General features: G+C 72.4%; 16 protein-coding genes and 1 pseudogene. 6 read left to right on the top strand and 11 right to left on the bottom strand.

From position 1 onward, the window contains the following. Nucleotides 1-240 precede the first annotated feature (240 nt). Nucleotides 241-1,893, top strand: coding sequence for a PucR family transcriptional regulator (locus ACGFSC_RS23880; RefSeq protein ID WP_359900647.1), 1,653 nt, complete (start codon nucleotides 241-243; stop codon nucleotides 1,891-1,893). Between the two features lie 39 nt (nucleotides 1,894-1,932). Here ACGFSC_RS23880 and ACGFSC_RS23875 read toward each other — a convergent pair whose 3' ends face one another. From ACGFSC_RS23875 to ACGFSC_RS23865, 3 genes are all read right to left on the bottom strand, one after another. Next, on the bottom strand, nucleotides 1,933-3,150 hold the full coding sequence (locus ACGFSC_RS23875; protein WP_359900645.1) for a spermidine/putrescine ABC transporter substrate-binding protein: 1,218 nt from the start codon (nucleotides 3,148-3,150) through the stop codon (nucleotides 1,933-1,935). A 67-nt stretch (nucleotides 3,151-3,217) separates the two neighbouring features. Continuing rightward, on the bottom strand, nucleotides 3,218-4,576 hold the full coding sequence (locus ACGFSC_RS23870; RefSeq protein WP_359900643.1) for an aspartate aminotransferase family protein: 1,359 nt from the start codon (nucleotides 4,574-4,576) through the stop codon (nucleotides 3,218-3,220). 223 nt (nucleotides 4,577-4,799) lie between these two features. Further along, nucleotides 4,800-6,275 carry a gamma-aminobutyraldehyde dehydrogenase gene (locus tag ACGFSC_RS23865; protein WP_359900641.1) on the bottom strand — a complete coding sequence of 492 codons (1,476 nt, stop codon included), beginning with the start codon at nucleotides 6,273-6,275 and terminating at the stop codon, nucleotides 4,800-4,802. Nucleotides 6,276-6,543: 268 nt separating this feature from the next. On the opposite strand from ACGFSC_RS23865, the gene ACGFSC_RS23860 reads away from it, so the two are divergent. The 4 genes from ACGFSC_RS23860 to ACGFSC_RS23845 all read left to right on the top strand — a co-directional run bounded on the left by ACGFSC_RS23860 (nucleotide 6,544) and on the right by ACGFSC_RS23845 (nucleotide 10,561). Beyond that, entirely contained in the window at nucleotides 6,544-7,017 is a 474-nt protein-coding gene (locus ACGFSC_RS23860) for an Lrp/AsnC family transcriptional regulator (RefSeq protein WP_030243538.1), read from the top strand. Beyond that, nucleotides 7,014-8,408 carry an aspartate aminotransferase family protein gene (locus ACGFSC_RS23855; RefSeq protein WP_359900638.1) on the top strand — a complete coding sequence of 465 codons (1,395 nt, stop codon included), beginning with the start codon at nucleotides 7,014-7,016 and terminating at the stop codon, nucleotides 8,406-8,408. Before ACGFSC_RS23860 ends, ACGFSC_RS23855 begins: the two co-directional genes overlap by 4 nt. Before the next feature lie 235 nt (nucleotides 8,409-8,643). Continuing rightward, on the top strand, nucleotides 8,644-9,399 hold the full coding sequence (locus ACGFSC_RS23850) for an ATP-binding cassette domain-containing protein (RefSeq protein WP_359900636.1): 756 nt from the start codon (nucleotides 8,644-8,646) through the stop codon (nucleotides 9,397-9,399). A gap of 10 nt (nucleotides 9,400-9,409) precedes the next feature. Further along, on the top strand, nucleotides 9,410-10,561 hold the full coding sequence (locus ACGFSC_RS23845; protein ID WP_359900633.1) for a hypothetical protein: 1,152 nt from the start codon (nucleotides 9,410-9,412) through the stop codon (nucleotides 10,559-10,561). Nucleotides 10,562-10,580: 19 nt separating this feature from the next. Here ACGFSC_RS23845 and rlmN read toward each other — a convergent pair whose 3' ends face one another. The 6 genes from rlmN to rpsB all read right to left on the bottom strand — a co-directional run bounded on the left by rlmN (nucleotide 10,581) and on the right by rpsB (nucleotide 16,792). Next, the gene (gene rlmN / locus ACGFSC_RS23840) at nucleotides 10,581-11,681 is read right to left on the bottom strand and encodes a 23S rRNA (adenine(2503)-C(2))-methyltransferase RlmN (RefSeq protein WP_359900630.1); all 1,101 of its coding nucleotides are present in this window, start codon (nucleotides 11,679-11,681) and stop codon (nucleotides 10,581-10,583) included. A gap of 82 nt (nucleotides 11,682-11,763) precedes the next feature. Beyond that, on the bottom strand, nucleotides 11,764-13,269 hold the full coding sequence (locus ACGFSC_RS23835; RefSeq protein WP_380633061.1) for a phosphatidate cytidylyltransferase: 1,506 nt from the start codon (nucleotides 13,267-13,269) through the stop codon (nucleotides 11,764-11,766). Next, a complete protein-coding gene (gene frr, locus ACGFSC_RS23830; protein WP_359900627.1) occupies nucleotides 13,269-13,826 on the bottom strand; it encodes a ribosome recycling factor in 558 nt (185 codons plus the stop codon). The genes ACGFSC_RS23835 and frr overlap by 1 nt, the downstream gene beginning before the upstream one ends. A 98-nt stretch (nucleotides 13,827-13,924) precedes the next feature. Next, nucleotides 13,925-14,689, bottom strand: coding sequence for a UMP kinase (gene pyrH / locus ACGFSC_RS23825; protein WP_329929692.1), 765 nt, complete (start codon nucleotides 14,687-14,689; stop codon nucleotides 13,925-13,927). Between the two features lie 261 nt (nucleotides 14,690-14,950). Further along, the gene (gene tsf, locus ACGFSC_RS23820) at nucleotides 14,951-15,790 is read right to left on the bottom strand and encodes a translation elongation factor Ts (RefSeq protein WP_189923571.1); all 840 of its coding nucleotides are present in this window, start codon (nucleotides 15,788-15,790) and stop codon (nucleotides 14,951-14,953) included. A gap of 129 nt (nucleotides 15,791-15,919) precedes the next feature. Continuing rightward, entirely contained in the window at nucleotides 15,920-16,792 is an 873-nt protein-coding gene (rpsB, locus tag ACGFSC_RS23815) for a 30S ribosomal protein S2 (protein ID WP_359900624.1), read from the bottom strand. Between the two features lie 787 nt (nucleotides 16,793-17,579). Here rpsB and ACGFSC_RS23810 point away from each other — a divergent pair. Beyond that, a complete protein-coding gene (locus tag ACGFSC_RS23810) occupies nucleotides 17,580-18,230 on the top strand; it encodes a M23 family metallopeptidase (protein ID WP_359900621.1) in 651 nt (216 codons plus the stop codon). A 60-nt stretch (nucleotides 18,231-18,290) separates the two neighbouring features. Here the strand turns inward: ACGFSC_RS23810 and ACGFSC_RS23805 are convergent, their stop codons facing one another. Together ACGFSC_RS23805 and whiG are read right to left on the bottom strand one after the other, a co-directional pair. Beyond that, nucleotides 18,291-18,881, bottom strand: coding sequence for a TetR/AcrR family transcriptional regulator (locus ACGFSC_RS23805; protein ID WP_359900692.1), 591 nt, complete (start codon nucleotides 18,879-18,881; stop codon nucleotides 18,291-18,293). Between the two features lie 139 nt (nucleotides 18,882-19,020). Then, nucleotides 19,021-19,816: pseudogene (gene whiG / locus ACGFSC_RS23800) on the bottom strand (RNA polymerase sigma factor WhiG); the annotation flags it as partial. Nucleotides 19,817-20,056 lie beyond the last annotated feature (240 nt).

Raw genomic sequence — 20,056 nt, 5'->3', positions numbered from 1 at the left:
AGTGCCGTGGTTCGACCGCTGCGGGGTCACGCGTCCGCGGTGGGGGTCTGCGGTCCCGCTGACCTTGCCTGCTGCGGGGTTGGGGTGACAAGGGTCACTTCGACAACCTCGGCACGAAGGGCCTTACAGGGTGCAAGGGTGCGGCCAGGGCAACACCTCGTCGGGGGGATGGATGATTTACCTGACACTCTGATCACCCGGAGCCCCCGCTCCGGCCCCCACCGGCCCCGGAGGCCCGCGATGCTCCCCACCGTCGCCCGAGTCCTCGACCTGGACGTGATGCGGCGCGGCCTGCCCCAGGTGGTGGCCGGCGCCGACCACCTGGAGCGGCCGGTCCGCTGGGTCCACGTCAGCGAGCTGCCCGACGTCGCCGGGATGCTCCGCGGCGGCGAGCTGGTGCTGACCACCGGCATCGCCCTGCCCGAGGACCGCGAGGGCCTGGCCCGCTACGTGCGCGAGCTGGACGAGGTCGGGGTGGCCGGCCTGGTCGTCGAGTTCGGGCGGCGCTACTTCGACTCGCTCCCCCGCGCCCTGGTCAACGCCGCCGAACAGCGCGGCCTGCCACTGATCACGCTCCGCCGCGAGCTGCGCTTCGTCGCCGTCACCGAGGCCGTGCACGCCCTGGTGGTCAACGCCCAGCTGGAGCAGCTGAGGATCTCCGAGTCCGTCCACCAGGTCTTCAACGAGCTCGTGGTGGAGGGCGCCGAAGCGCCCGAGGTGATCCGCCAGGTGGCCCGGATGGCCGGCGCCCCGGTCGTCCTGGAGAACCTGGCCCACCAGGTGCTCGCCCACGACACCGCCGGGCGCCCGGAGGCCGAGGTGCTGGAGGACTGGGAGCGCCGCTCGCGCGGGGTCCGCCCGGCCGGGCGCACCGGCCACGACCCGCGCAGCGGCTGGCTGGTCACCGCCGTCGGCGCCCGCGGCCAGGACTGGGGCCGGCTGGTGCTGGTGCAGGAGCCCGGCCCGCTGCCCGAGGGCGAGGCCCACCCCCACGCCATGCTGCTGGAGCGCGGCGCCTCCGCGCTTGCCCTCAACCGGCTGGTGGTCCGCGACCGGGAGAGCCTGGAGCGGCAGACCCACCGCACCCTGCTGTCCGGCATCCTCACCCACGCTCTGACCGTCTCCGAGGCGGCGCTGCGCGCCCAGGCCCTCGGCGTGCCGCTGGAGGGCCGCCGGCTGGTCGGCGTGGTGCTGCGGCAGCGGCGCGGACCGATCCCGGCCGCGCTGGAGGCCCAGGCCCGGCTGCGCGACTTCACCGAGCTGGCCGCCGGCGCGGTCCGGGCCTGCCGGCTGACCGCCCTGGTCGGCGCGCTGGACGACGAGGCCGTCGGCCTGCTGGTCGCGCTCGGCACCCAGCAGGACGAGCACGCCGCGCTGGACGCCCTGTCGGCCGCGCTGCGCCGGATGTCCGCCGAGGCGGGACGGGAGGGCGGCGACCCGGCGGGCCCGGTGGTCGCCGTCGGCTCCTCGGTCGGCTCGGTGCGCGACGCCCGGCGCACCCTGCTGGAGGCCACCCAGGTCGCCGACGCCGCCCTGCACGACGCGCCCGGCGGCCGCAGCTCCTCCTACTACCGGCTGCCGGACGTCCGGCTGCGCGGCCTGCTCCACCTGCTGCGCGACGACGCCCGGCTGCAGACGTACGTGGAGCGGGAGCTGGGCCCGCTGCTGGCCCACGACGCCGAGCACAACGGCCAGTTGGTGCAGATGCTGCGGATCTACCTGGAGCAGGGCCGCAACAAGTCGGCCGCGGCGGACGCGGCGCACCTGTCCCGGCCGTCCTTCTACGACCGGCTGCACAAGGTCGAGCGGATCCTCGGCGTCGACCTCGACCAGGTGGAGTCCTGCCTCTCCCTGCACGTGGCGCTGCTCGCGCTGGACGCCGTCCGGCGCTGAGCGGGGCGCGCGCCCCGGGGCGGCGCCGGGCCCCGCGCGTCACACCCCGGTGATGCGTCCCCAGACCTTGTGCAGCTCGGGCCGCTCGGCCGAGGTGACGTCGCGCATGGTGTGCAGCCGGGCCCGCATCTCCTCGGTCGGGAACACCAGCGGGTTCTCGGCGAGTTCGGCCTTCTCCTTGTCGCCGCTGGCCGCCAGCACCTCGCGGGCGGCCGGCACCGGGCAGATGTACTGGACGAACGCGGCGAGTTCGGCCGCCACCTCGGGCTGGTAGTAGTAGTCGATCAGCAGCTCGGCGTTGCGCTTGTGGGCGGCCCGGTTGGGGATCATCAGGCTCTCCGCCCACAGCTCGCCGCCCTCCTCCGGCACCACGAACTCGATGTCCGGGTTCTCGGCGGTCAGCTGGACGGCGTCGCCGGAGTAGGCCTGGCAGGCGAGCGCCGCACCGGAGGCGAGGTCGCTGGTGTAGTCGTTGCCGGTGAAGCGCCGGACGTGGCCGCTGTCGACCACCTTCTGCACCAGGTCCATCGCCTTGCGCGCGTCGTCGTCGCCGAACCTCGCGATGTCCGCGCCCTGGGAGAGCATCAGCAGCCCGAGTGCCTCGTCCAGCCCGGCGAACAGCGTGACCCGGCCCTTGAGGTCGGGCGCCCACAGGTCGGCGGTGGACCTGATCTCCCGGCCGAGCGCCTTGCGGTTGTAGGCGATGCCGGTGATCCCGGACTGCCAGGGCACGCTGCGCCTGCGCCCGGGGTCGAAGGCCGGGTCGGCGAGCTGCGGGTCCAGGTTGGCCGTGACGTTGGGCAGGTTGGCCCGGTCCATCGCCTGCACCCAGCCCAGCGAGACGTACCGCCCGGCCATCCAGTCGCTGATCACCATCAGGTCCCGGCCGGGGGCGGCGCCCTGGGTGAGCACCGGGCTGATCTTGCCGAAGAACTCGTCGTTGTCGTTGATGTCCTCGGTGTAGGTGACCTCGATCCCGGTCTTCTCGACGAAGGCGTCCAGGGTCGGGCGCCCGCCCGCGTCGTCGGTGTCGATGTACTGGGTCCAGTTGGAGAAGGCGAGCCGCTTGTCGCTCTCCGAGCGGTCCGGTGCCGAGCGACGGTCCTCGGCCACGTACGCGGACGGGATGCCGCAGCCGGTCAGGGTGCCGGCGCCGAGCAGCGCGGCCCCGCCGAGCACGGAACGTCGGCGGATGCGTGCGGGCCCCTGCGGGCGGTCGGCGACGGAGCGACGGGTCGGGGTGGTGCTGCTGGGCATGAGCGGCCTTCCGGAGCGTGGGACGGCCCCGGGCACACGGGTGCTCGGGGCCGTCCTGGTAGGTACGTCAGACAGTGTGCGCGTCGGTGAGCGACAGCACCTCGTCCAGCACCGCGAGGCCGGTCTTGGCCTCCTCCTCGGTGACGGTGCACGGCGGGACGACGTGGAAGCGGTTCATGTTGACGAACGGCCAGAGCCCGCGCTGCTTGCAGGCGGCGGCCAGCTCGGCCATCGGCGCGTTGCCGGCGCCGGCCGCGTTGTAGGGCACCAGCGGCTCGCGGGTCTCCCGGTCCTTCACCAGGTCGAGCGCCCAGAACACGCCCAGGCCGCGGACCTCGCCGATCGACGGGTGCCGCTCCGCCAGCTCGCGCAGGCCGGGGCCGAGCACGTTCTCGCCGATGTGCCTGGCGTTCTCGACGATGCCCTCCTCCGCCATCGTGTTGATGGTCGCCACCGCCGAGGCGCAGGCCAGCGGGTGGCCGGAGTAGGTGAGCCCGCCGGGGAAGGCCCGCTCGGCGAAGGTGGCCGCGATCTCGGCGCTGATCGCCACGCCGCCCAGCGGCACGTAGCCCGAGTTGACGCCCTTGGCGAAGGTGAGCAGGTCCGGGGTGACGCCCCAGTGGTCGGCGGCGAACCACTCACCGGTGCGGCCGAAGCCGGCCATCACCTCGTCCAGGATGAACACGATCCCGTAGCGGTCGCAGATCTCCCGCACCCCGGCCAGGTAGCCCGCCGGCGGGACCAGGATGCCCGCGGTGCCGACCACGGTCTCCAGGATGACCGCCGCCACGGTGCCGGGCCCCTCGAACGCGATCACCTGCTCCAGGTGCTCCAGCGCGCGCTCGCACTCCTGTGCCTCGTTCTCGGCGTGGAAGTTGGAGCGGTAGGCGTACGGCCCCCAGAAGTGCACCACACCGGAGACGCCGCCCTCGTTGGGCCAGCGCCGCGGGTCGCCGGTGAGGGCGATCGCGTTGGCGGTGGCGCCGTGGTACGAGCGGTAGGTGGACAGCACCTTCTGCCGGCCGGTGTGCAGCCGGGCCAGCCGGATGGCGTTCTCGTTGGCCTCGGCGCCGCCGTTGGTGAAGAAGATCTTGTCCAGGTCACCGGGGGTGCGCTCGGCGATCAGCCGGGCGGCCTCGCTGCGCGACTCGACCGCGAAGCCGGGGGCGATGGTGCAGAGCTTCGCCGCCTGCTCCTGGATCGCCGCGACCACCTTCGGGTGCTGGTGACCGATGTTGGTGTTGACCAGCTGCGAGGAGAAGTCGAGGTAGCGGTTGCCGTCGTAGTCCCAGAAGTACGAGCCCTCGGCGCCGGCCACCGCGAGGGGGTCGATCAGTGCCTGGGCGGACCACGAGTGGAAGACGTGCGCGCGGTCGGCCGCCTTGACGGCCTGGCCGGCGGCTGGGTCAGCGGTGGGAATGCTCATGCCGGTAAGGCTAGGGCGGCCCGTCCCCGAAGGGCAGTTCCATCGTGTCAGCCGGTCGCGCCAACCGCCGACAGGATGCAAAGACACAGGGCCCGGGTCGAGAAGACCCGGGCCCATGGTCGGTTCAGCCGACTTATCAGCGCACTCAGATCGCGGTCATACAGCGCCGACGGTCACGACCCGCTCAGATCGCGGTCATACAGCGCCGACGGTCACGACCCGCTCAGATCGCGGTCATGACGTGCTTCACGCGGGTGTAGTCCTCGAAGCCGTACGCCGACAGGTCCTTGCCGTAGCCGGACTTCTTGAAGCCACCGTGCGGCATCTCGGCGACCAGCGGGATGTGGGTGTTGATCCAGACGCAGCCGAAGTCGAGGCGGCGCGACATCCGCATGGCGCGGGCGTGGTCCTTGGTCCACACCGAGGAGGCCAGCGCGAACTCGACGCCGTTGGCGTACGCGACGGCCTGGTCCTCGTCGGTGAACTTCTGCACGGTGATGACCGGGCCGAAGACCTCGTTCTGGATGATCTCGTCGTCCTGGTTCAGGCCGGAGACGACGGTCGGGGCGTAGAAGTAGCCCTTGTCGCCGACCTGGTGGCCACCGGCCTCGACCTTGGCGTGGGCGGGCAGCCGCTCGATGAAGCCGGAGACCTGCTTCAGCTGGTTGGCGTTGTTCAGCGGGCCGTACAGCACGTCCTCGTCGTCCACGCCGCCGGTCTTGGTCTCGGCCGCGGCCTTGGCCAGCGCCTCGACGAAGGCGTCGTGGATCGACTCGTGCACCAGCACGCGGGTGGCGGCGGTACAGTCCTGGCCGGCGTTGAAGTAGCCCGCGACCGAGATGCCCTCGACGGCCTCGGCGATGTCGGCGTCCTCGAAGACCACGACCGGGGCCTTGCCGCCCAGCTCCAGGTGGACGCGCTTGACGTCCTTGGAGGCGGACTCGGCGACCGAGATGCCGGCGCGCACGGAGCCGGTGATGGAGGCCATCGCCGGGGTCCTGTGCTCGACCATCAGCCTGCCGGTCTCGCGGTCGCCGCAGATGACGTTGAAGATGCCGGCCGGCAGCTCCAGGTCCTTGAGCACGCCGCCGATGATCTCGGCCAGCAGCACGGTGGAGGCCGGGGTGGTGTCGGAGGGCTTCAGCACGACGGTGTTGCCCGCGGCGATGGCCGGGGCGAACTTCCAGACGGCCATCATCATCGGGTAGTTCCACGGCGCGACCTGGGCGCAGACGCCGACCGGCTCGCGGCGGATGATCGAGGTCATCCCGTCCATGTACTCACCCGCGGCCTTGCCCTCCAGCATGCGGGCGGCGCCGGCGAAGAACCGGATCTGGTCCACCATCGGGCCGATCTCCTCGGAGAGGGTCAGCGCGCGGGGCTTGCCGGTGTTGCGCACCTCGGTGTCGACGATCTCGTCGGCGCGGGCCTCGACCGCGTCGGCGATCTTGAGCAGCAGCTTCTGGCGGGTGCTGGGGGTGGCGTCGCGCCAGATCGGGAACGCGGCGTCGGCGGAGGCCATGGCGGCGTCCACGTCAGCGGCGCCGGACAGCGGCGACGTCGCGTACACCTCGCCGGTGGTCGGGTCCACGATGTCGAGCGTGCGGCCGTCGGCCGCGTCGACGAACTCACCGTTGATGTAGTTGCGCAGCGCGCGAAGGTCGCTCACGGATCTCTCCTCGGTCTGGGCCTGCGGCATTGCAGATTCCGGCGCAATGGTACGTCGGCGGATCCGGCGTACGAAGGGTCCCGAGTGGCCGCGACCGGAGCGGCGCGGTCCACTGGTGGCGGTACGCGCAACGGCCCTCGGGGGCGCGCGCGTACCGTGCCAGGGTAGCCGCACGACTGCCGGTATCGACAGGGCGAGCTCGCTTCAGCGATGAAATCCGCATGCGTTTTCCAAGATCACGACGAAATCAGCAGCTTCCACGCTTGCGAACACGGGAGCGATCAGGCACAGTGGCCGCGTGGCCAACCGCGACCGGAACGCCAGCGTTCCCCTCGACGCCGCCTCCAAGGCGATCATCGAGCAACTCCAGGAGGACGGGCGCCGCCCGTACGCCGCCATCGGCAAGGCCGTCGGCCTGTCCGAGGCGGCCGTGCGGCAGCGCGTCCAGAAGCTGCTCGACCAGGGCGTGATGCAGATCGTCGCCGTCACGGACCCGCTCACCGTCGGCTTCACCCGCCAGGCGATGGTCGGGATCCGGGTCGAGGGCGACATCGAGCCCGTCGCCGACGCGTTGGCCGCCCTCGACGAGGTCGACTACGTCGTCTGCACCGCAGGCTCGTTCGACCTCCTGGCCGAACTGGTCTGCGAGGACGACGAGCACCTGCTCGAACTGATCAACAAGCGCATCCGCGCCCTTCCCGGCGTGCGGAGCACCGAGAGCTTCGTTTACCTGAAGCTCCGGAAACAGACCTACACCTGGGGCACCCGATGACAGCCGACCCGGCGCAGAAGGACCTTTCCAAGACCGCCTACGACCACCTGTGGATGCACTTCACCCGCATGTCGTCGTACGAGAACTCCCCCGTGCCGACGATCGTCAAGGGCGAGGGCACCTACGTCTGGGACGACAAGGGACGCAAGTACCTCGACGGCCTCGCCGGCCTGTTCGTCGTCCAGGCCGGCCATGGCCGTGAGGAGCTCGCCGAGGCCGCCGCCAAGCAGGCCAAGGAGCTCGCCTTCTTCCCGGTGTGGAGCTACGCCCACCCGAAGGCCGTCGAGCTGGCCGAGCGCCTGGCCAACTACGCCCCGGGCGACCTGAACAAGGTCTTCTTCTCCACCGGTGGCGGCGAGGCCGTCGAGACCGCCTGGAAGCTCGCCAAGCAGTACTTCAAGCTGACCGGCAAGCCGACCAAGTACAAGGTCATCTCGCGCGCCGTCGCCTACCACGGCACCCCGCAGGGCGCCCTGTCCATCACCGGCCTGCCGGGCCTGAAGGCCCCGTTCGAGCCGCTGGTGCCGGGCACCCACAAGGCCCCGAACACCAACATCTACCGCGCCCCGGCCTTCCTCGAGGGCCCCGACGGCACGGTCGACCCCGAGGCCTACGGCCGCTGGTGCGCCGACGAGATCGAGGTGGCCATCCTCAACGAGGGCGCCGAGACCGTCGCCGCCGTCTTCGTCGAGCCGGTGCAGAACGCCGGTGGCTGCTTCCCGCCGCCGCCCGGGTACTTCCAGCGCCTGCGCGAGATCTGCGACCGCCACGACGTGCTGCTGGTCTCGGACGAGGTCATCTGCGCCTTCGGCCGCCTGGGCACCATGTTCGGCGCCGACAAGTTCGGCTACCAGCCCGACATGATCACCTGCGCCAAGGGCATGACCTCGGGCTACTCCCCGATCGGCGCCACGATCATCTCGGACCGCCTCGCCGAGCCGTTCTACAAGGGTGACAACACCTTCCTGCACGGCTACACCTTCGGCGGCCACCCGGTCTCCTCCGCGGTGGCGCTGGCCAACCTCGACATCTTCGAGCGCGAGGGCCTGAACCAGCGCGTCCTCGACAACGAGGCCGCCTTCCTGGGCACCCTGAACAAGCTGCGCGACCTGCCGATCGTCGGCGACGTCCGCGGCAACGGGTACTTCTACGGCATCGAGCTCGTCAAGGACAAGGTCACCAAGGAGTCGTTCAACGACGACGAGGTGGAGCGCGTGCTCTACGGCTTCCTGTCGAAGGCCCTCTTCGACAACGGCCTGTACTGCCGCGCCGACGACCGTGGCGACCCGGTCATCCAGCTGGCCCCGCCGCTGATCTCCGACCAGTCGACCTTCGACGAGATCGAGCAGATCCTGCGGACCAGCCTCACCGACGCGTGGGCGAAGATCTGATCCCCTGAGCCTTCTTCCCCACCCTCCGCCGAAGGGCGGCCCCGCTCCCCGCGGGGCCGCCCTTCGGCGTGCCCGGCCCGGTTTCCCACCCCCGGAACATCACAGTCGTACGACCAAACATGCCTGAATGCGGGTGATATGCCCGTGATGGACCAGAGCGCCGCCACCGCGACCAGCCCCCGTCGTTCTAATCTGACGACTGTCATATCCCTGCGGCCACCCAGGATGGATCCTCATGTCAGCGGCACCGCCTGACAACGACGTGCTGTGGGCCCGAGGGATCGTCAAGTCCCATGACGGCACCCCCGCCCTGCGCGGCATCTCGATCGGCGTCCGCGAGGGCGAGGTGCTCGCCGTCACCGGCCCGCGCGGCTCCGGCAAGAGCACCCTGCTCGGCTGCCTCTCCGCGCAGCTCCCGGTCGACGAGGGGGAGGTCTGGTTCAACAGCGCCCCCGTGCACACCCTCGCCCGGGCCGGCCGCGAACGGCTGCGCCGCGACCGCTTCGGCTTCGTCGGCTCCGAGCCCCACCTGGTGCCCGAACTGACCGCCCGGGAGAACGTGGCGCTGCCGCTGCTGCTCGCCGGGGCCGGCAACAAGGCCGCCTACACCGCCGCCGACGAGTGGCTGGAACGCCTCGACGTCGGCGACTGCGCCCGGCTGCGGCCCGAGCGCCTGCTCCAGAGCCAGCGCCAGCGGGTCGCCGTCGCCCGCGCCCTGGCCCCGCTGCCGCCCGTCGTCTTCGCCGACGACCCCACCGCCCCGCTGCACCGCGAGGCCGCCGACCAGGTCATGCGGATACTGACCAGCGCGGCCCGGTCCCACCAGCTCACCCTCGTCCTGGCCACCCACGACCCCGAGCTCGTCCGGTTCGCGGACCGCGCCGTCGCCCTCGTCGACGGACGGCTCACCGCCCCCGCCGCACCCGTCCCCCGCGGCATCACCGCCCCCGGGGCCGCCGGAGCGCCCGCCGTCACGGCCACCCGCCGCTGAAAGGGTCGACGTGTTCTACCTCCGTCTGGCCCGGGGCTACCGGGTGCCCGACCTCGGCCGCTGGCTGCTCACCGCAGCGGCCGCCGCCGTGGTCGCCGCCTTCCTGCTGCGCTCCCTCGGCCGGGCGATGAGCGAGCAGATCGGCGGCGCCGACCCGCTGGTCCGGCTGCTCTGGTGCCTGCCCCCGCTCGCCGCCCTCGCCTGGTTCGCGGCCGTCGCCGCCCGCGCGGTGCCCGCCCGCAGGCCCGAGCGGATCGCCGGCTTCACCGCCGCCGGCGCCGGCTCCCGCCGCATCCGGACGCTGATCGCCGGCGAGGTCGCACTCGCCTGCACCCTCGGCAGCGTGCTGACCCTGCTGCTCTTCCTGGTGCTGCGCAACGACGTCGCCGGCCCGGCACTCGCCGCCGACCTCGGCATGGGCGTGCCGCTGCCGCCCGCCGCGCCCCTCGCCCTGCTCGCCCTGGTCCCGCTCACCGCCGCCGGCGCCGCCGCCTGCGCGGTCTCCGTCACCGACACCCTGCCCGGCGGCCGCACCCCCGCCCCGACCGGCTTCGGCGTCTGGCGGATCGCCCTGGCGACCGGGCTGGGCGTCATCGGCGCCGCGCTCGAACTCATCGCCCTGCGGCCCGGAGCCGCCGTCGACGGCCGTCCGATCCACCTGCCCGCCGGGCTCGGCTCCACCAGCACCGCCGCCCTCTTCGGCTGGGCCGCCAGCGCGCTCGGCCTCGCGCTGCTCACCGGCCCGCTGCTGGCCTGGGCCGGGCGGCTGCTCGCCGTCGGGCGGCCCACCCCGCTGCGGCTGCTGGCCGGGCGCGGCCTCACCGCCCAGGCCCGCCGGCTCGGCGCGCCGCTGGCCGTGCTCACCCTCGCCGTCGCGCTGGTGCTCACCACCGTCCGCTACTGGATCGGCACGCCCGACAGCGCCGACGCGCTGCCCGCCGTCGAGGCCTGCCTGGTCCTCGGCTGCGCGGCCGCCGCGGTGGTCAACCGGCTCGCCGAGGTCCGCACCGACCGCCGCGGGGTCACCCACGCGCTGCTGCGCCTCGGCACCTCGCCCCGACTGCTGTTCGGCGCGGTCGCGCTGCGCACCCTCGCGGTGGGCAGCACGCTGCTGCTGACCGGTGGGGCGACCGCCGCGCTGGCGGCCGCCGGACTCCGGTAGCGCTCTCCCGGAACGGGCCTCAGCCCGCCGCGGCGAGCTGGCCGCAGGCGCCGTCGATCTCCTGGCCACGGGTGTCGCGGACGGTCGTCGGCACGCCGTGCGACTGGAGGCGGCGGACGAACTCGCGCTCGTCCTCCGGCCGGGAGGCCGTCCACTTGGACCCGGGGGTCGGGTTCAGCGGGATCAGGTTGACGTGCACCCGGCGGTTCTTGATCAGCCGGCCGAGCAGGTCCGCCCGCCAGGCCTGGTCGTTGATGTCCTTGATCAGCGCGTACTCGATGGAGATCCGGCGGCCGGACTTCTCCGCGTAGTTCCACGCCGCGTCCAGCACCTCGGCGACCTTCCAGCGGGTGTTCACCGGCACCAGCTCGTCGCGCAGCTCGTCGTCCGGGGCGTGCAGCGACAGCGCCAGACGGCAGCTGAGGCCCTCGTCGGCGAAGCGGTGCATCGCCGGGACGAGACCGACGGTGGAGACCGTGATGCCGCGCTGGGACAGGCCGAAGCCGTCCGGCGCCGGGTCGGTCAGCCGGCGGATCGAGGCCAGCACCCGGTTGTAGTTGGCCAGCGGCTCGCCCATGCCCATGAAGACCACGTTGGACAGCCGCGCCTCGCCGCCCGGGATCTCCCCGGTCTTGAGCGCGCGCATCCCGGCGGCGATCTGCTCGACGATCTCGGCGGTGGACAGGTTGCGGGTCAGACCGGCCTGGCCGGTGGCGCAGAACGGGCAGTTCATGCCGCAGCCGGCCTGCGAACTGATGCACATGGTGACCCGGTCCGGGTAGCGCATCAGCACGGACTCCACGAGCGTGCCGTCGAAGAGCTTCCAGAGCGTCTTGCGGGTGGCGTCGTCGTCGCAGGAGACGTGCCGGACCACCGACATCAGCTCGGGCAGCAGGCTCCCGGTGAGCTTCTCCCGGCTGGCGGCGGGGATGTCCGTCCAGCTCGCCGGGTCGTTCGACATCCGGCCGAAGTAGTGGTTGGAGAGCTGCTTGGCGCGGAACGGCTGCTCGCCCAGCTCGGCGACGGCCTCCTTGCGCTCGGCGGGGCTCAGGTCGGCGAGGTGTCGCGGGGGCTTTGCGCCGCGCGGCGCGACAAAGGTGAGTTCTCCGGGCTTAGGCATGGTTGTTCCAGTGTCGCAGACGCGCGAGGGCCCCGGACGCCAGGCGTCCGGGGCCCTCCCTGGTACGTCTCGTACGCGCCGGTCAGCTGCCGACGAACGCGGCCAGCAGCAGCCAGACCACCGGGGCGGTCGGCAGGAGCGAGTCCAGCCGGTCCATGATGCCGCCGTGGCCGGGCAGCAGCGTGCCCATGTCCTTGATCCCGAGGTCCCGCTTGATCATCGACTCGCCCAGGTCGCCCAGGGTCGCGGTGACCGCCGCGCAGCCGCCCAGGATCAGGCCCTGCCACCAGCTGCCGCCGTCGATCATCAGCTGCATCAGCAGCGCGCCCGCCAGCATCGACAGCGCGATGCCGCCGGCCAGGCCCTCGCGGGTCTTGCCCGGGCTGATCGTCGGGGCCAGCTTGGTCTTCCCGAACTTGTAGCCCACCGCGTACGCGCCGGTGTCGCTGCAGATCGTCACGATCAGGAAGAGCACGATCCGCTGGGGGCCGTCGTCGGCCGCCAGCATCATCGCCACGAAGGTGGCCAGGAACGGCACGTAGAAGGCCGTGAACACGCCTGCCGTTATGTCCCGCAGGTAGTCCTCCGGCGGCTCGGCCATCCGCCAGACCATCACCGCCAGCCCGGTCAGCGCCAGCGCGGCGGCCGCCCACTGGATGCCGGACCAGTAACCGGTGGCGACCATGGCGACGCCGCCCACGACCAGCGGGATCAGCGGCGCCTTGATCTGCTTGCGCTCGGAGAGCCGGCTGGTCAGCTCCCAGACGCCGACCGCGACCGCGGCCATCACGACGACCAGGAACAGCGCCTTCACCACGAACAGCGAGGCGACGATCACCGCGCCCAGGCCGACGCCCACGCCTATGGCGGCCTGGAGGTTACGGCCACCGCGCTGCTTGCGCGGCTGCGGCTGCGGGGCGGACTGGGCGGCCACGGGTGTCTCCTGCCCTGGGTGGGACGACGGCACGAAGTGGGGCTGCCCGGCCGCCAAGTGGTTCGCCGGCGGCGCGGGATGCACCGGTGCCCCCGGGTGCGGCGGGGCGCCGCGGCCGGGGGCGGGAGGGACGTCGTCGGATATCGCGCGCAGCACGACCGTCTCCGTCACGCCCGGCGGCGCCGGCTCGGGCTGATCCTCCCGGAACAGCGGGCCGTTCAGCCGGCCGGACTCCCTGCCCTGCCCCTCGGCGGGCCCGGCCGGGCCACCGGTGGCGGGCCGGCCGTGGGCCGGGGACCGACCGTGGACGGCGGACCGGCCGTGGACGGGCGCGCCGGGCGGCGGACCGGGCTCGGCCGGCACGGGAGGCATGACCTGAGTCTCCTCCGCGTCGCCGCCCCAGTACACCGGAGGCTGCTGCGACTGATCCGAACGGAGGCCCGGCGCCCCGTGGGCGACGCCCGGCGCGCCCGGGGGCACGGCGTGGCCGCCCGGGTGGCCGGGGTGTCCCTGGGCCGGCGCCGGCTGCGCGCCGTACCCCGGCACCGGATGGGCCGGGGTACGGGCGGCCTGCGGGTGCGGCGCCGGGTGGTGGGGCTGGAACTGCTGGTCGGACGGGCCCCAGTAGCCGGGGGCGTCAGGGGCGTCGTTCATCAGACCTCGAGCAGCTCGGCTTCCTTGTGCTTCAGCAGCTCGTCGACCTGGGCCACGTACTTGGCCGTGGTGTCGTCGAGCTCCTTCTCGGCGCGGCGGCCGTCGTCCTCGCCGACCTCGCCGTCCTTCACCAACTTGTCGATGGCGTCCTTGGCCTTGCGGCGCACCGCGCGGATCGACACCTTGGCGTCCTCGCCCTTGGTGCGGGCGATCTTGATGAACTCCCGGCGGCGCTCCTCGGTCAGCTCGGGCAGCACCACGCGGATGATCGAGCCGTCGTTGGACGGGTTGACGCCCAGGTCGGAGTCGCGGATCGCCTGCTCGATGGCCTTCAGCGCGGTCTTGTCGAACGGCGAGACGACCGCCATCCGCGGCTCCGGCACCGAGAAGGAGGCCAGCTGGTTGATCGGCGTCACGGCACCGTAGTACTCCGCGACGATCTTGGCGAACATCGCCGGGTGCGCACGGCCGGTACGGATGGCCGCGAGGTCGTCCTTGGCGACGCCGACGGCCTTCTCCATCTTCTCCTCGGCCTCGAGGAGGGTCTCTTCGATCACTGTGGTCTCCCTGTCCGGTTCATCTGCTGTTGTCCCGACCGGTGTCGGCGCGGTGGCCGGTCCCGGCGTCGGCGCCGTCCAGTACGGCTGGTTGCTGCTCAGGCCCGGACAGAATCCTGGCTGATGAGTGTGCCGATCTTCTCACTCTTCACCGCGCGCGCGATATTGCCCTCCGCCAGCAGTTCGAAGACCAGCATCGGAAGGTTGTTGTCCTTGCACAGCGTGATCGCGGTGAGGTCGGCGACCTTGAGGTCGCGCGCGATGACCTCGGAGTACTCCAGCGCGTCGAACTTGACCGCGTCCGGGTTCGTCCGCGGGTCGGAGTCGTAGACGCCGTCCACGCCGTTCTTGCCCATCAGCAGGACGTCGGCGTGGATCTCCAGGGCGCGCTGGACGGCCGTGGTGTCGGTGGAGAAGTACGGCATGCCCATACCGGCGCCGAAGATCACCACACGGCCCTTCTCCAGGTGCCGGACGGCCCGCAGCGGCAGGTACGGCTCGGCGACCTGGCCCATGGTGATGGCGGTCTGGACCCGGGTCTCGATGCCCTCCTTGACCAGGAAGTCCTGCAGCGCCAGGCAGTTCATGACGGTGCCGAGCATGCCCATGTAGTCGGAGCGGGCCCGGTCCATGCCGCGGACCTGGAGCTCGGCGCCCCGGAAGAAGTTGCCGCCGCCGATGACCACCGCGACCTCGGTACCGGCACGGACGACGGTGGCGATCTCCCGGGCGATCGCGTGCACGACGTCCGGGTCGACGCCGAGCCCGCCGCCACCGGCGAAGGCTTCACCGGACAGCTTGAGCAGCACCCGGCGGCGCGAGCCGTCCCTGGGGTCCTGCGCGGTCTCCTGCGTCTCCTGCATGGACTTCTCCTTTTTGCACCTACTGGTCACAGGCGCGGGTGTGCGGATGCCCCGCCTGCGCGTACACGAGAGGAGGCCACTGCCGCGGGAACCGGTTCGGTGTCCTGCACGGCAATGGCCTCCTCGTCGTTCATGGTGCCGACGCGAGCCCGCCCGTTGGGGATAGGCGCGGGGTGAGCCCGTTCGGCGTTCCTCCCGCCCCGATCAGCGGGCGGGGGCGGTTCCCAGCGTAAAGGGGCCGGGGACCAGGTGGAACGTGGCTCAGGCGCCGACGCGGAAACGCGCGAAGCGCTTGAGGGTGACGCCGTTCTCCTCGAGGACCTTGGCGACGGTCTTCTTGTTGTCCTTCGCGAAGGCCTGCTCCAGGACGGAGAACTCCTTCACGAAGCCGGTGACGCGACCCTCGACGATCTTCGGCAGGGCGGCCTCCGGCTTGCCCTCCTCGCGAGCGGTGGCCTCGGCGACGCGGCGCTCGTTCTCGATGTCCTCGGCCGGGATGTCCTCGCGGGACAGGTACTTCGGGGCGAAGGCGGCGATGTGCTGCGCGACGTCCTTGGCGACCTCGGCGTTCTCCTTGTCCAGCTCGACCAGGACGCCGACGGCCGGCGGCAGGTCGGGGCTGGTCTTGTGCAGGTAGACCGCGACGAAGCCGTCACCGTCGAACTGGGCGAAGCGGCGGAAGACGATCTTCTCGCCCAGGGTCGCGTTGGCCTCGTCCACGAACTGCTGGACGGTCTTGCCGGCCTCGATCTCGGAGGCCAGGGCGGCGTCCAGGTCGGCCGGGGCGGTCTTGGCGACGTGGGCGGCGATGGCGTCGGCGACCTTGACGAAGTTGTCACCCTTGGCGACGAAGTCGGTCTCGCAGTTCAGCTCGACCAGGACGCCGGACTTCTTGTCCTCGGCGATCAGCGCGGCGACGGCGCCGTTGGAGGCGTCGCGGCCCTCGCGCTTGGCGACGCCCTTCTGGCCCTTGATGCGCAGGAGCTCGACGGCCTTCTCGACGTTGCCCTCGGCCTCGTCCAGGGCCTTCTTGCAGTCCATCATGCCGGCGCCGGTGAGCTCACGGAGCTTCTTGACGTCCGCGGCGGTGAAGTTCGCCATGGTGTGAATCTCTTCTCGCGTCTCGCGTGTCTGCGTGGAGTGGCGCCGGGACCGATGGTCCGGTCCCGGCGCGGGAGAGAGGGGCACCCGCCGGCTTCGTACCGGCGGGTGCCCCTCACCCTTGGTACGTCAGGCCTGCTCGGCCGGCGCCTCGGCCGCGGGGGCCTCCTCGGCGGGCGCCTCGGCGGCGGGGGCCTCGGCGGCGGCGGGGGCCTCCTCGGCCTTCTTCTCGCCCTCGATGAGGTCCTTCTCCCAGGCGGCCAGCGGCTGGTCGGCACCCGGCTCGGCCTTGGCGTCGCCCTTGGCGACACCGGCGCGGGACTTGAGGCCCTCGGCCACGGCGTCGGCGATCACGCGGGTCAGCAGGGTGACGGAGCGGATCGCGTCGTCGTTGCCCGGGATCTTGTAGTCGACCTCGTCCGGGTCACAGTTGGTGTCGAGGATGGCGACGACCGGGATGTTGAGCTTCCGGGCCTCGCCGACCGCGATGTGCTCCTTCTTGGTGTCCACGATCCAGACGGCGCTGGGAACGCGCTGCATGTCGCGGATACCGCCGAGGGTCTTCTCCAGCTTGTCGTGCTCGCGCTGGAGGACCAGGAGCTCCTTCTTGGTCAGGCCGGAACCGGCCACGTCCGAGAAGTCCAGCTCGCCGAGCTCCTTCAGGCGCTGGAGGCGCTTGTAGACGGTCGAGAAGTTGGTCAGCATGCCGCCGAGCCAGCGCTGGTTCACGTAGGGCATGCCCACGCGGGTGGCCTGCTCGGCGATGGCCTCCTGGGCCTGCTTCTTCGTGCCGACGAAGAGGACGCTGCCGCCGTGGGCAACGGTCTCCTTGATGAACTCGAAGGCGCGGTCGATGTAGTTCAGCGACTGCAGGAGGTCGATGATGTAGATGCCGTTGCGCTCGGTGATGATGAAGCGCTTCATCTTCGGGTTCCAGCGGCGGGTCTGGTGACCGAAGTGGACGCCGCTCTCCAGCAGCTCCCGCATCGTGACGACGGCCATTGCCGTGCTCCTTGGTGTTACGGCCCGGCGGCGGCACTGCCTCGCAGCGATCGCCCACAGCCGGGTCAGGCTCGGTTTGTCCGTGGCGGCCAGGTGACAGCCACGCCTGACGCCCCGAACGTGCCGAGCCGCTTGAACCCTCCCGGCCCGGGGGCCGGTCGAGCTCGGCGGACCGAGCGGCACTCGCACCTGGCGGGGCTGCGGACGAACCGCGTCCGACCGCCGGTGGCGGGGCGTGCGAAGTCGACCCGGCGGACCGGGTCGCGTGTGAAGTGTACGGGAAGCGCCGAGGCGCGAGCGACTCCACGAGTGGCCGGGGGCCCGCCGAAGAGCTGGGGGGAGCCCGGAGAACGGCCGGGGTGGGCGGGTTTCGGCGGGGGTGCGGCGGGGGTGCGGCGGGGGTGCGGTGGAGTCCCGGTGGGGGTGCGGCGAGGTCGGTGCGGGGCCGGGCCGGGGTCCACGGGGCCGCTGCGGGAGCGGAGCCGGGGGTGGGCGTGCGGCAGGGGCGCGGGGGTGGGTGCGAGCGGGGGGTGCGAGCGGGGGGCGGAGGTGCGAGCGGGGGGTGCGAGCGGGGGGCGGAGGTGCGAGCGGGGGCGGGCGCGATGGCGGGTGCGGGCTCGGGGGCGGGTGCGGCCGGCACGCGGTCCGTCGGCGGCGGGCCGCTTCTACACCGGATGGTGGCGTTCGTACACCCGTCAGGGGGATGGCGGTCGGGCGCGAGGACGGTTTGTCCACAGGAATCCGAATGCGGGTGGTGCCGGGGAGACCGAGCGGCGAGCCTGCGGGCATGACTGGTCGCGGGTGGTTCGGCGGGGTGTCCGTGGTGGTGAAGGTGATGACGGTGGTGCTCGTGCTCGTGCTCGTGCTCGGGCCGTCGGGGGCTTTTGGCGCCGTCGGCGTCTCGGGGACTTCGGGCGCCGTCGGGGATTCGGGCGCCGTCGGGGCTTCGGGACGCACGGGTGCGGCCGACCTCCCGGGCTCGGCCGGCGGGGCCGGGTGGGGTGGAGCGCGCGCCTGGCCGGTGGGCGGGCCGGGTGGGGTGCTGGGCCGCTTCGAGCCGCCGGCGAAGGTCTGGGCCGCCGGGCACCGGGGCGTGGACCTCGCCGCCGAGCCGGGGGTGGAGGTCCGGACGGCGGCTCCCGGAGTGGTCGCCTTCTCCGGGCTGGTGGCAGGACGGCCGGTGGTGACCGTCGCCCATCCCGGTTCGGGCTCTCCCCCGCTGCGGACCACCTACCTGCCCGTCACCGGCACCGTCCCGGTCGGCACCCCGGTGGCCGCCGGACAGCCGATCGGGCTGCTCGCCCCGGACGGGCGCCACTGCGCCGGGCGGGACTGCCTGCACTGGGGGCTGCTGCGCGGAAGCCGCTACCTGGACCCGCTGGCCCTGTTCGGCGCGGGAACGGCGCGACTGCTGCCGTTGAGAGGCACGGACGGGTAGGCCCGGAGCCGAGGTCAGGACCGGGGCCGAGGTCGACTCGGGACCGGGCCAGGTTCAGGTTCAGGTTCCGGGGTGGACGAGTCCGTGCAGCACCATCGCGACGGCGGCGTCGGCGATCTCCTCGGGGCTCTCGGTCGCACAGCCGGTGCGACCTCCGGCCGTGGCCTGCTCGGCCCTGCGGGTCGCCGCCTCCACTACGCCCTGGACCAGGGCCGCGGCGAGCCGGGGCTGCGCGTGGCCGAGGTCCTCCAGTGTCCGGCCGACCAGACCGGCCAGCCTGCCGTGCGCGGCCCTGATCCGCTCGCGCGCGGCCTCGTCTAGCTCCAGTGCCGAGATCGCCACCACCGCCCGGTGCCGGGGGTCGGCGGCCAGCGCCAGCTGGCCCCGGACGTAGGCCTCGATCCGCTCGACGGCGGTGTCGCAGCTCTCCATCCCGGCCTCGATCTCGGCTGCCCAGAGCGGGAGGTCCACCTCGCAGAGCGCCTCGACCACGGCGGCGCGGGAGCGGAAGTACTCGTAGACCGAGGAGCGCGCCAGCCCGGTGCGCGTCGCGAGTGCGGGGAAGGTCAGGGCCTCCATGCCACCCTCGGTGAGCAGGATGCGGGCAGCATCGAGAAGCGCTGCGCGCTGGAGCTGGCGATGCTCGGCCACCGTGGCCGCTCGGATCTTCGGCACGCTCCCACTCTACGGAGCCATACCTCCGGCCGGTACGGCGCCGCGCATCGGGAAGATGCCCGGGCCCCACGAGCGGCTTCCGGCGGCCAGGTGTCGACGCCCGGGGGCCGACGCCCTATCGGATGTCCGACAGCTTGGCGCGCAGCTGGAGGACGGACTTGGTGTGGATCTGGCTCACCCGGCTCTCCGTCACCCCCAGCACCTGTCCGATCTCGGCGAGGGTGAGGCCCTCGTAGTAGTAGAGCGTCACCACCGTCTTCTCCCGCTCGGGGAGGGTGTTGACCGCCTGGGCCAGCAGCCTGCGCAGTTCGCGGTCCTCGGCCACCTCGACCGGGTTGTCCGCGCCGTGGTCCTCCAGGGTGTCCATCAGGCTCAGCCGGTCGCCGCCCTCCCCCACCGGGTGCAGCAGTTCGTCCAGCGCCACCACGTTGGCCAGCGACAGCTGGCTGAAGATGGCGTGCAGGTCCTCGATCGCGATGCCCATCTCGGCCGCGACCTCCGGCTCGTGCGGCGTCCGGCGCAGCCGGGCCTCCAGCGTCGCGTACGTCCGCTCGACCGCCTTCGCCTTCTGCCGTACCGAGCGCGGAATCCAGTCCAGGGCACGCAGCTCGTCGATGATCGCGCCGCGGATGCGGCTGATCGCATAGGTCTCGAACTTGATGGCGCGGCCGATGTCGAACTTCTCGATCGCGTCGATCAGCCCGAAGACCCCCGAGGAGACGAAGTCCGCCTGTTCCACGTTGGAGGGCAGACCGACCCCGACCCGCCCCGCCACGTACTTGACGAGCGGTGAGTAGTGCAGGATCAGCTGCTCGCGCAGCCGCTGGTCCCCGCTCTCCTTGTAGGAGCGCCAGAGTTCCTCGAGCGCGGTGCGGCCCTGGGTCGCGGCCCCCCGGGCGTCCTGCCCCTGGCCTCCGTCCGCCGTCCTCTCCCGGCGGGGCGGCGACACCGGCGAGGCGAGGGCCGGGGAGGCGGCGCTGCTGCCCGACGCACTCCCGGGCGACCGGGGCGCACCGGCCACTCCCGCGCCGGGGGGCACCCCGGCGGGTGCACCGGCGGGCGCGCCGGCGGAGCCTGCCGCGTCCGCGCCCTGGAGCGGCTCGGCACCCCGGGCCGCGTCCGTAGGCTGGGGCGCCACCGCCGGCCGCCCG

The sequence above is a fragment of the Kitasatospora sp. NPDC048715 genome (assembly GCF_043198905.1).
Classification (GTDB): Bacteria; Actinomycetota; Actinomycetes; order Streptomycetales; family Streptomycetaceae; genus Kitasatospora; species Kitasatospora lactacystinica.
Note: the sequence above shows the minus strand (reverse complement) of the source record. Positions and strands in the feature narration are given on the sequence as shown.